At 67.3% G+C, this 10,727-nt stretch carries 10 protein-coding genes and 1 tRNA gene; 8 read left to right on the top strand and 3 right to left on the bottom strand.

Going from position 1 to position 10,727, the window contains the following annotated elements; all coding sequences use genetic code 11:
• Positions 1–311 precede the first annotated feature (311 nt).
• The 3 genes from AC4D2R_RS02255 to AC4D2R_RS02245 all read left to right on the top strand — a co-directional run bounded on the left by AC4D2R_RS02255 (position 312) and on the right by AC4D2R_RS02245 (position 3,207).
• Complete coding sequence (locus AC4D2R_RS02255) at positions 312–1,139, top strand: helix-turn-helix domain-containing protein (protein ID WP_490937052.1); 828 nt, start codon at positions 312–314, stop codon at positions 1,137–1,139.
• Positions 1,140–1,335: 196 nt separating this feature from the next.
• Complete coding sequence (locus tag AC4D2R_RS02250) at positions 1,336–2,262, top strand: SDR family NAD(P)-dependent oxidoreductase (RefSeq protein WP_490937050.1); 927 nt, start codon at positions 1,336–1,338, stop codon at positions 2,260–2,262.
• Between the two features lie 36 nt (positions 2,263–2,298).
• The gene (locus tag AC4D2R_RS02245) at positions 2,299–3,207 is read left to right on the top strand and encodes an NAD(P)-dependent oxidoreductase (protein ID WP_490937048.1); all 909 of its coding nucleotides are present in this window, start codon (positions 2,299–2,301) and stop codon (positions 3,205–3,207) included.
• Positions 3,208–3,505: 298 nt separating this feature from the next.
• On the opposite strand, the gene AC4D2R_RS02240 is transcribed toward AC4D2R_RS02245, so the two are convergent.
• Entirely contained in the window at positions 3,506–4,765 is a 1,260-nt protein-coding gene (locus AC4D2R_RS02240) for an MFS transporter (protein WP_490937046.1), read from the bottom strand.
• A 142-nt stretch (positions 4,766–4,907) separates the two neighbouring features.
• Here AC4D2R_RS02240 and purD point away from each other — a divergent pair, with 142 nt between their 5' ends.
• The 5 genes from purD to AC4D2R_RS02215 all read left to right on the top strand — a co-directional run bounded on the left by purD (position 4,908) and on the right by AC4D2R_RS02215 (position 9,800).
• On the top strand, positions 4,908–6,206 hold the full coding sequence (gene purD / locus AC4D2R_RS02235) for a phosphoribosylamine--glycine ligase (protein ID WP_490900820.1): 1,299 nt from the start codon (positions 4,908–4,910) through the stop codon (positions 6,204–6,206).
• Entirely contained in the window at positions 6,203–7,108 is a 906-nt protein-coding gene (locus AC4D2R_RS02230) for a phosphoribosylaminoimidazolesuccinocarboxamide synthase (RefSeq protein WP_490937044.1), read from the top strand. Before purD ends, AC4D2R_RS02230 begins: the two co-directional genes overlap by 4 nt.
• A 216-nt stretch (positions 7,109–7,324) precedes the next feature.
• Positions 7,325–7,666 carry an EthD family reductase gene (locus AC4D2R_RS02225; protein ID WP_490937042.1) on the top strand — a complete coding sequence of 114 codons (342 nt, stop codon included), beginning with the start codon at positions 7,325–7,327 and terminating at the stop codon, positions 7,664–7,666.
• 138 nt (positions 7,667–7,804) lie between these two features.
• Complete coding sequence (locus tag AC4D2R_RS02220; RefSeq protein WP_490900826.1) at positions 7,805–8,035, top strand: hypothetical protein; 231 nt, start codon at positions 7,805–7,807, stop codon at positions 8,033–8,035.
• Position 8,036: 1 nt separating this feature from the next.
• Complete coding sequence (locus AC4D2R_RS02215; protein WP_490937040.1) at positions 8,037–9,800, top strand: ABC transporter ATP-binding protein; 1,764 nt, start codon at positions 8,037–8,039, stop codon at positions 9,798–9,800.
• Between the two features lie 29 nt (positions 9,801–9,829).
• Here the strand turns inward: AC4D2R_RS02215 and AC4D2R_RS02210 are convergent, their stop codons facing one another.
• Both AC4D2R_RS02210 and AC4D2R_RS02205 read right to left on the bottom strand, forming a co-directional pair.
• Complete coding sequence (locus AC4D2R_RS02210) at positions 9,830–10,453, bottom strand: hypothetical protein (RefSeq protein WP_490937038.1); 624 nt, start codon at positions 10,451–10,453, stop codon at positions 9,830–9,832.
• 193 nt (positions 10,454–10,646) lie between these two features.
• Positions 10,647–10,720 (bottom strand) — tRNA-Pro (locus tag AC4D2R_RS02205).
• Positions 10,721–10,727: the final 7 nt, after the last annotated feature.

The raw sequence follows: 10,727 nt of genomic DNA, 5'->3' as shown, positions 1-10,727 counted from the left end.
GTTGGGTTTCCAGCGGGTCAGGGATGAAGCGCTGCAGCGCGATCTGCAGGCGATCCCCGGCGCAGCGGCCGCTGTTGGCGCCTCACTCTTGTGGCAACGCATAGGCAGGTTCCTTCGAGGCTCCCCGCCAACTTGCCCGGTTCATCAGCATCTCGACGCGGATTGTAAAGACTAGTTCATTCACTACGCTGGGAGCATGCCGCCCGATTCGACAGCCACCAGGGAACGGATCCTGCATGCAGCGGCGAAAGAGTTCATCGAACCTTTCGGTGCGCCGCCTCATGCGGCCGCCGGCGTGTAGGTAACGAGCGGTGGAAAGGAACCCGGCGTTCGGTGAGTACCTCAAGGCCCGGCGCAGACTGGTCAGGCCCGAGGACGTCGAACTGCGCACTTTTGGACGCCGCCGGGTTGCGGGGTTGAGGCGCGAGGAGGTGGCAAGCCTGGCCGGAATCAGCGTCGACTACTACGTGCGGCTCGAACAGGGAAAGGACCATCATCCTTCGCCGCAGGTCCTCGATTCCCTCGCCCGGGCCCTGCGTCTGGATCCGCCCTCAACCATCCACCTCCACCGGTTGGCTCAACCCGTAGCCGCTCCGGCCCCCACCGTTGGTAGCGACACCGTGGCTCCGGGGTTGGCGCACCTGCTGGTGAGCCTGGGCATGCCGGCGTTCGTGCAGGACCGGTTCATGACGGTCCTCGCGGCCAATCCCCTGGCGGTTGCCTTGTCCCCCCGCAATGCCCCCGGCACCAACGTGCTGCGCGAGGCATTCCTGGATCCGGCGGAACGCGAGTTGTACGACGACTGGGAGCAGGTCGTTCAGGAGGCGGCCGCCGGGTTGCGGGCCGCTGTCGGGGAGCGGGTGGCCGACCCACGTCTCACCGCCCTCGTCACTGACCTCTCCCAGCGCAGCGCGCACTTCCTCAAACTCTGGAGCCTCCACGAGGTCCGGCCCAAGGTCGCCGGCAAACGGCTGCTTAACCACCCGCTTGTCGGAGACCTGGAGCTCTTCCACGAGAAACTCGCCGTCACCGGCACTGACGGCCACCTGCTGGTGATCCATCATGCGGAACCCGGAAGTGCGTCAGAGGCCGCCCTGTCCCGGCTGGCGCGGACCGCGCCCGGCGCCCCGCGCGCCTGAACGGCATTCTGCCCGAAGGTGCCCAGGGTAGCCCTGGCGTTCATATGAAGTCCGGGGCTCTGGCTACCCCTTTTGGGTAAGCGCACACTGGCTTCAGGGCCGCTGCACACCGCTCTTTCCCACCTTGGAATTGTGGAATGCCGCGTGCTCGCACCAGACATTCACAGCAAAGCGTTACCGAAAGAAGCACATCATCATGTCAAGAATCACCACCAGTTTCGGATTCAGCTCCAACGCCACCGATGTCACCGCCGGCATCGACTTCACCGGCAAGCGCGTTGTCATCACCGGCGGCGCGTCGGGCATCGGCATCGAAACTACCCGCGCGTTCGCGGCAATCGGCGCCGAGGTCACCCTGGCCGTGCGCAACCTCGAAGCCGCCGAACCCGTCGCTGCGGAACTGCGCGAATCCACCGGCAACCCGAACATCTTCCTTAGTCGGCTCGACCTGGCCGACCGCTCCACCATCACCGCCTTCGCCGCCGGATGGAGTGGACCGCTGCATGTGCTGGTCAACAACGCCGGTATCATGGCCCTGCCCGAACTCGAACGCACCGCCGAGGGCTGGGAAATGCAGTTCGCCACCAACTACCTGGGCCACTTCGCCCTGGCCCAGGCCCTCCATCCGGCCCTGGCCGAGGCCGGAAATGCCCGCATCGTATCCCTGAGTTCCAGCGGACATCTGTTTTCCCCGGTCATCTTCGATGACCCGCACTTCAACTTCGTGACCTACGACGCTTTCCTGGCCTACGGACAGTCCAAGACCGCCTCGGCCCTGTTTGCCGTAGGCGCCACCGCCCGCTGGGCCAAGCACGGCATCACTTCCAACGCCGTGATGCCCGGGGCCATCGCCACCAACCTCCAGCGCCACACCGGAGGCCTGCGCACCCCGGTCGAACGCCAGAAAAACCCCGCCCAGGGCGCTGCCACCACGCTTTACGTAGCCACCTCACCGGACCTCGAAGGCATCGGCGGCCGCTACTTCGAAGACGTCAACGAAGCCCCTACCGTGGACCGGCGCGGCCCGGACTACACCGGTGTAGCGCCCTACGCCCTTGATGAGGCCAACGCCGAACGCCTCTGGAACCTCGCCACTGAACTCCTGGCCCAAAACGCCGCATAAAACTCCACCGACTCCGCACCGCAGAAAGACAAATACATGACCAGCACCACCAACACCAATGAGCCAGAGGAATTACCGGGCGGCCAGGCTGCGGCACGGGACGCCGCCCAGCAACTGAAGATCGGCTGGGTCGGCCTGGGAGACCAGGGTGCCCCGATGGCCCGGGCGATTGCCGAAGCAGGCTTCGATTTGCACATCTGGGTCCGCCGCGAGGCATCCCTTGCCGCCCTCGAGGGCCTGCCCTACACCCGGCACGAGAGCCTGACCGGGCTCGGCGCGGCCAGCGACGTCGTCGGCTTGTGCCTGCGCGAGGACTCAGACATCGAGGAGGTCCTCACAACGGGCGGGCTGCTTGGAAGCCTGCGCCCGGGCACCGTTCTCATCAACCACGGCACCGGACTTCCCGGCTACGCCTCGGCCATGGCAGAACGGGCCGCCGAGACGGGCGTCGCCGTCCTTGACGCGCCGGTCAGCGGCGGCCGCCCCGGAGCCGAAGCACGACGGCTGACGACCATCGTCGGTGGCCCCGAACAGGCGTTGGAGAAGGTCCGGCCCGTCCTGAACACCTTCTCGCTAAAGGTCGCCCATATGGGCGCCGTGGGAGCCGGGCAGACAGGCAAACTCATCAACAACGCGCTGCTCATGATGAACCAGAGGAATGTTCAGGACATCCTGGCCCTGGCCGACAACCTGAACCTCGATCTCGCTGCCCTGACCGACCTGCTGCTCTCCGGAACAGGCCGCAGCTTCGCCCTCGAGGCGCTCACCGGGGCCGTCACCACCCGCAACGCCGAACACCTCAAGGTCCTGCAGATCATCGACATGGACATCTTTACCGAGGCCATGACAAGCCTCGGCCAGAACGTGACCGTTGTGGACCGCTACGCCCGGTCGGGAGCGAACGGTCTACCCCGCGCCGCCCAACTGATCGACGGCCACGCATAAAACACACGGTCAACCACGGCCGGCTCGACTTCCTCCCGGTGGATGTATCAACCAGGATCATCGAACGTTCCATCGGATCGAGCCGGGCATACCCGGATCATCGCCACCAAGACGGGCCGAAGCGACCTCCCGGGTCCGTCAGGACGTATCCGAACCGCAGGGGATGGGGCTGATACTGCCGGCGCTGAGCCAAAGAGAAGTGCCGGCAGTATCAAGCAGCTTGTCCGGCTGGCACGAAAAGGGGCGCGGATCATCGATCCGCGCCCCTTGTGAGAGATTGTCTGCGTCTACGCGTGTGTCACTCGGAGCTTTGAGCGGCTGCGCGCCGGTCCCGGCTACGCATCCTGAGCTGGGTGATGAGGCCGACGAGGAAGAGGATGCCGGTCAGTGCCACGTAGCCGACGATTGCCGGAACGAAGCCCAACGGGGCGGCCAGCTGGCCGACGAGGATCACCGGGACGCTGAAGGCGGTGTAGCCGACGACGTAGACCGTGGCCACTGTGGCGCCCTTCTGCTGTGGCGCCGCCAGGGGCATGATCAGGCGAAGCACGGCGGTGAACGCGGCGCCGAACCCGATGCCGCCAATCAACTGGCCCGCGATCATGATGCCGAGACTGCCGACAAGGACACCGGTGAGGATGCCTCCGGTGCCTATGGCGGATATTAGGATTCCAACGATCATGCCCGTGCGCGGGTTGAACCGGATGAAGGCAAGCGCTGCGACAGCTGATGTCGCCGGTCCCACGAAACCCGTCAGCCCGTTGAGGAGGGCGCTGTCGAGTTGGAAGACATTGCGCACGATCGACGGGGCCAGGCCGAGTGAGAGGGCGGCGAGCATCCATGCAGCGGCTACTGCGGGAGCGGCGGCCGCGAACTCCTTCCGTGCGGCGTGGGGGACGGCTGCCCGCGGAAGGAGGGAGCGCAGGGCCCCGGGGGACCGCTTTGCCGTTTCGGGGCCGAAGGCGGTGATCACAATGCCGATGAGGCTGATGGCCGCAAGGATGGTGAAGATGAGCTCGTTCGGGTTTGGCGCGTATTCGATGGCGAGCCCGGCGAGGAGCGCGCCAAATGCCAGGCCGGCGGACAGGCCCACGGTGCCGATGATCGTTCCCAGTTTCTTCCGGTGGGCCGGGGCGAGTTCGACGAGCGCGGCCGCGAAGGCGCTGGTGGCAGCACCGGTCGCAACACCCTGAACGACACGTGCAGCGATGACCCAGCCGATGTCGGGCGCATTGAGGAAAAGGAGGGTTGACGCGAACTGGACGGCCAGGGCGCCGAGGAGGACGGGCTTGCGTCCGATGTAGTCCGAGAGCGATCCGACGGTCAGGAGGGCTATGAGCAGGCCTGCCGAGTAGACCGCGAAACCCAGGGTGATGAGCTGCGGCGCAAAGTCCCATTGCTGTTGGTAGAGCGGAAGCAGCGGTGTCGGTGCGCCTGCGGCAAGGTAGAGGCTGATGAAAGCGACTGCGCTGCCAAGAAAGGCGATTCCCGGGGCGAGAGTGAGTGACGCACCGCGGGCAGCTGTCCCGGCGGTGGCCGTCGTTTGTGTTAGTGGCATGTCAATTGCAACCGACTAGACCAGTCATCTAATTCCCGTGTTCCCGACGAACAACCAATCGGCCGCGTTGCGTCATGAATCACTCTCGTAACAAGGGGGTGGGGCTTCGCCGGGCCCTGCGCACCCAGTACGCTGATCTACTGTGAAGGTTCTTGTGATTGGCCCCGGTGGCCGCGAACACGCCATTGTCCGAACATTGCTTGCCGATCCGTTCGTCCGGGAGGTCCATGCGGCCCCGGGGAACGCCGGGATCGCCGCCGTCGTTCCAACGCACGCCATTGACGCAAACGACCCCGCAGCGGTGACCGCGCTGGCGCAGCAGCTGAACTCGGACCTCGTGATCATCGGCCCCGAAGCGCCCCTCGCCGCGGGAGTGGCGAACGCGCTCGCCGACGCCGGCATCCCGGTCTTCGGGCCCAGCCGCGAGGCCGCGCAGCTCGAGGCGTCCAAGGCATTCGCAAAGCAGATCATGGCAGCGGCCGGCGTGCCGACCGCCATGGCGCGGGTCGCCTCAACGGCTGCCGAAGCCGAAGAGGCCCTCGATACATTCGGCGCACCGTATGTCGTGAAGGATGACGGGCTCGCCGCAGGCAAGGGCGTTGTTGTCACCCGGGACCGTGCCGAGGCGCTCGCCCACGCGCAAAGCTGCTTCGACGCCGGCGGCACAGTGGTCATCGAGGAGTACCTCGACGGCCCAGAGGTCTCACTCTTCGTGCTCTCCGACGGGCGCTCCGTGCTGCCGCTCGCCCCCGCCCAGGACTTCAAGCGGATCCACGACGGCGACGAAGGCCCCAACACCGGGGGCATGGGTGCCTATTCGCCGCTGGCCTGGGCACCGCCGGGCCTGGTCGAGGAAGTGGTGGAACGCGTCGCGCAGCCGGTCATCGACGAGATGGCCCACCGGGGAACGCCGTTCGTCGGCGTCCTCTACTGCGGACTGGCCCTGACCTCGCGCGGAATGCGCGTCATCGAATTCAACGCCCGCTTCGGCGACCCGGAGACCCAGGCCGTCCTCGCCCGCCTGAAGACGCCGCTGGGCGGTGTTCTGCTCGCCGCTGCCAAGGGAGGCCTTGACCGCATCGACTCCCTCAACTGGTCGCCGCGCAGCGCCGTCGCCGTGGTGCTCGCCGCCGAGAACTACCCGAACCAGCCGCGTACCGGAGGTCGGATCCGCGGGCTCAAGAAGGCCGCGCGCATCGAGGGCGTGCAGGTGCTTCACGCCGGCACAACCGGGGCCGAAGGCAAGACGGTCGCCTCCGGAGGGCGCGTGCTCGCCGTCGTCGGCCTTGGCGACAATCTGGTTGACGCGCGCGAGAAAGCGTACGACGGCATGGCCCAGCTTGAGCTCGACGGCGGCCAGTACCGCACCGACATCGCTTTGAAGGCCGCGCGCGGGGAGCTCGGCCTCGCTGCTTCGCCGGTCCCGGCGGCGGGTTCGTGACAGGATTCGCCCCGGCCCACCCCGAACTGCCGGGATGGACCCATGTGTATTCGGGAAAGGTCCGCGACCTGTACGAGCCCGAACCGGGCACGGGGGACCCCGACACGGTGCTCGTCGTGGCCAGTGACCGGATCAGCGCCTTCGACCATGTGCTCGCCACCGAGATTCCAGACAAGGGCCGCGTGCTCACCCAGCTGAGCCTGTGGTGGTTCGAGCGGCTCACCGGGGTGCCCAACCACGTCGTCGCCGCCGATGCGGCAGGCGGGGTTCCAGCTGCCGTGGCCGGGCGGGCGATGATCTGCCGCCGGCTCGAGATGTACCCGATTGAGTGCATCGCCCGCGGCTACCTCACCGGAAGCGGGCTTGCCGAGTACAAGAAGTCGCGGACGGTCTGCTCCCTGCCGCTGCCCGAGGGCCTCGTCGACGGGTCGCGGCTTCAGCCTCCCCTCTTTACGCCGTCGGCCAAGGCCGAGGTGGGTGAGCACGATGAAAACATCACCTACGACGCCGTCGTCATGGCGGTCGGTGACGACGCCGCGGCCCAGCTGCGCGCGCTCACCCTCGACATCTACGCGCGGGCCGAAGCGATCGCCCGGGAGCGCGGGATCATCCTCGCCGATACGAAGGTGGAATTCGGGCTTGACCCGCTGAGCGGCCGCATCACCCTCGGCGACGAGGTGCTGACCCCCGATTCCTCGCGGTTCTGGGACGCTTCCCAGTACGAGCCGGGCCGGGTCCAGCCGTCCTTCGACAAGCAGTTCGTGCGCGACTGGCTCACCTCCGGTGCTTCCGGCTGGGACAGGGAATCCGTGCCGCCGGCCCTGCCGGACGACGTCGTCGAGCGCACGCGCGGACGTTACATCGAGGCCTACGAACGGCTCACCGGGCAGCGCTTCGCCTGACGGCTCCCGGCGGACGGGGACCACCCGCGACCCCTGCCGCGGGCCGATTCCGCACCCGAGCCGCACCGCTGCGCCGGCGCGAAATTGTTCGTCATGAAACCGGAAGTTTCACCGCAGGCGGAGGCGAAAGCGCGCCCGGGGATAGACTCGCCTCACAAATTCGCTTGAACCCGGTGGTGCCGCTCCGGCCGCGCAGGACGTCGGCAGGAGGCTTGGATGCCCGCCACGCCCAGCAGCGAGGAGAAAAATCCGATGCAGACGAAAATCACCCTCATCATCAACAACCCGGACAACCCCGAGGCCTTCGAAAGTGAGTTCCCGTCGCTCCTGGAAAAGGCCCGGGCGCTTCCCAATCAGCTCCGGCTCGAATCGGGGAAGGTGTGGCCCAAGGAGGACGGCACGCCCGCCCCGGCCCACCGCACCCTCGACTTCTACTACGAGGACTACGACGCCGCCTCGAGCGCTGTGGGCACCCCGGAGGCCGGGGCCTTCTTCCAGCAGCTCACCGGCCTCGGCGTGACCTTCACCGGGTTGTTCTCCGAGGTGGAGGGTACGTAGCAGGACCAAGGCACCGAGCACGAAATCACCGTGCCGGCTCCGGCAGCCGCGTCCGGACGAGCACCCCGCCCCTTCGTTCAACCCGAGGCTTGTCAACGTTTATTGACAGGCCTCGGGGTGTCAATATAGGTTGACGCCATGGAGCTTGAAGGGATGGTGGATCTTGTGAGGTCGGCAACGGCGGACGACGACCCAAAGGCCGGCCTCGCAGCGGCCGCGCGGCTGCGGCGGGAGCTGGAGCGGGTGGAGGCGGTTCAGGTGCGGCGCGCCCGGGCCCGCGGAATGACCTGGGAGCAGATTGCCGGTTCGCTCGGCGTCAGCCGCCAGGCGGTCCACAAGAAGTACGGCGGCGGATTGCTGAGGCGTTGACGTGCCGCCGGAGACGCCGCAGCGGCGCGCCACCCTTCGGGAGTTCCTGCCGTACCTGCGCGGGCATGTAGGTTGGCTGACCGCGGCAGGGGTTGTCTCGCTGATCGCCACCGTGCTGGCGGTCCTTCAGCCCCTCATGGTCCAGCAGCTGATCAACGCGGTCGCTGCCGGGAATTCCGCCGTTCTCTTCGTGTGGCTGCTCATCGGGATCACCCTCGGCCAGGCGGCGTTCAGCGCCGCCCAGTCGTATCTGCTGCAGCGCACGGCAGAGGCCGTGGTGCTCGGGCTGCGGAGGTCCCTTGTCGGGCAGCTGCTGAGCCTGCCGATCCGCGAATTCGACAAGCGGCGGGTGGGAGACCTGATGTCCCGGGTCGGCGCCGACACGACGCTCATGCGCTCGGTGATCACGTCGGGCCTGTTCGAGATCGTTTCATCGGTGCTGATGTTCTGTGCGGCGGTGGTGCTCATGGTCCTGCTGGACCCGGTCCTGTTCACCATCACCCTCGGCGCCGTTCTCGCCGGAGCCGGGGGCGTGCTGCTCCTTGGGTCCCTGATCCGCAAGACCAGCAGGGAGGTTCAGGAAGCGGTCGGGTCGATGTCGGCGGCCGTTGAGCGGGGCCTTGCCGGAATCCGCACGATCAAGGCGTCGGTCGCCGAGGACCGCGAGGCGGCGGTGATCGATCGGGAAGCCGTGCGCGCCTTCGACGCCGGAATCTCGCTGGCCAAACTGCAGGCGATTGTCCAACCGCTGATGTCCATCTGCATCCAGGGCGCGTTCATCGTGGTGTTGGTGGTGGGCGGCGTGCGCGTGGCAGGCGGCGACCTGCTGCTCGGTGACCTGATGGCGTTCATCCTCTACCTGTTCCTTCTCGTGCTGCCGATCGCGTCGGCGATGGGCGCCTTCGTGCAGATCCAGGCCGGTCTTGCCGCCCTCGACCGCATCCAGGAGATCGCTCGGCTCCGCCCGGAAGGCGCCGATGAGGTGGAAGCCCGTTCCGGCGCCGCTCCCGCCGGCGGATCGATCGAGTTTGCCGGGGTCAGCTTCCGCTACGACGCCGCGGACGACGACGGTGCCTGGATCCTCGACGACGTCACCTTCACCATTCCCGAGGGCGGCCGGACGGCGATCGTCGGCCCGACGGGCGCGGGAAAGTCGACGGTGCTCGCCCTGCTCGAGCGGTTCTACGAGCCGGCGGCCGGAACGATCCGCTACGGCGGCGCGGAAATCGGCGGACTCCCGCGGCACGCCCTCCGCTCCCGGATCGGGCTCGTGGAGCAGGAGGCTCCCGTACTCAGCGGGACCCTTGCCGACAACCTCCGGCTCGGGGCACCGGTGGCCACTGACGGCCAGATGCGCCGGGCACTCACGGAGGTGGGATTGCCGGAACTGGCTCAGCGGTCGGCGGAGGGCCTCGACCTGAACCTCGGCGAGGACGGCGTCCGGCTCTCCGGCGGCCAGCGCCAGCGGCTCGCCTGGGCACGGGCACTGCTGGCCGACCGGCCGGTCCTGCTCATGGACGAGCCGACGTCGGCGGTGGACTCCCTGACCGAACAGCTGCTGCAGCGCACCCTCGCCGAGTCGGCCAAGGACAAGACCGTCCTGGTGGTGGCGCACCGGCTGTCGACCATCGCCGACTTCGACCAGATCATTGTCCTGGACGGCGGCCGTGTGGCCGCGGTGGGCAGCCACGCCGAGCTGATCGCCGGCAACGCGCTGTACCGGGAGCTCGCGCTGCGCCAGCGGATGGTGGAGGAGCACGCCTGACGGACGGCTGCTCGTTGAAGCGCCGGTGTTCAGTTCCCCCGGTGATGCCCGATGTCGAGGAGGGCGTCGAGGCCTTCGATGTGGGCTTCAAAGGCCTGAAGGGTGCGCGGTGCGGGGGAGCCTGACCCGCGCGGCGTCAGCAGTGCCTCCGAGAGGACAACCGCGCCGATCTTCGCGAGGTCGTACCCGACGTTCACCGTGGCCCGGCGCAGCGACCCGTCGGGGGCGGGATCCCAGTAGATCGCCGTCTGCAGGGCGTTGACGCTCCACGGCTCGGGTGCGGGCAGGAACGTCTCGTCGGGTTCGGGAAGGTTGAACAGCGAATACTGGTCGGGGTCGGTGTCGGGCAGCAGGGTGATGCCCGGCGGGCGGGTCAGGATGTGGATCCTCCCCACTCCCTCGGCCGAGAGATACCCGCCCTTGCTGTTCGGCACCGCGACGATTCCGGTGTCGTTGAGGATCGGATTTCCCAGCAGCATGTTCCACACCCGGTCGCGGGTGGCATGCCGGTAGATCTCCCGGCGTACGAACTCAACCGGTTTGTATTCGCTGAGGTAGTGGGCAACGGCCTTTTCCGCTGCCGCGTTGATGAGGCCCGCGACGCGGTCGAGCGTGGGGCCGAACCTCTCCACGACCTGCGCGGCGTTGTGCATCCTCGTCCACCTCTTCGCGTCAGCGGTTTCTCTGCCAATCAATACAACCGCACAACCTCCGCGGGGCCTGCGGCAACACACCGGACAGGTGGCCTCTGCGGACGGCCTGCGTGGTCCTGAAGGCATCAGCTTGGGACAAAAGGGAAGAGCCCCCGCGGTGCGGAGGCTCTTTCACGATCAGCAGTCCTTACTGTCGGGGTGACAGGATTTGAACCTGCGGCCTCGTCGTCCCGAACGACGCGCGCTACCAAGCTGCGCCACACCCCGATCGCTG

It is taken from the genome of Arthrobacter sp. TJ-217 (genome assembly GCF_058269255.1).
The sequence above is the reverse complement of the archived record's forward strand: the minus strand, read 5'-3'. Positions and strand labels throughout refer to the sequence as shown.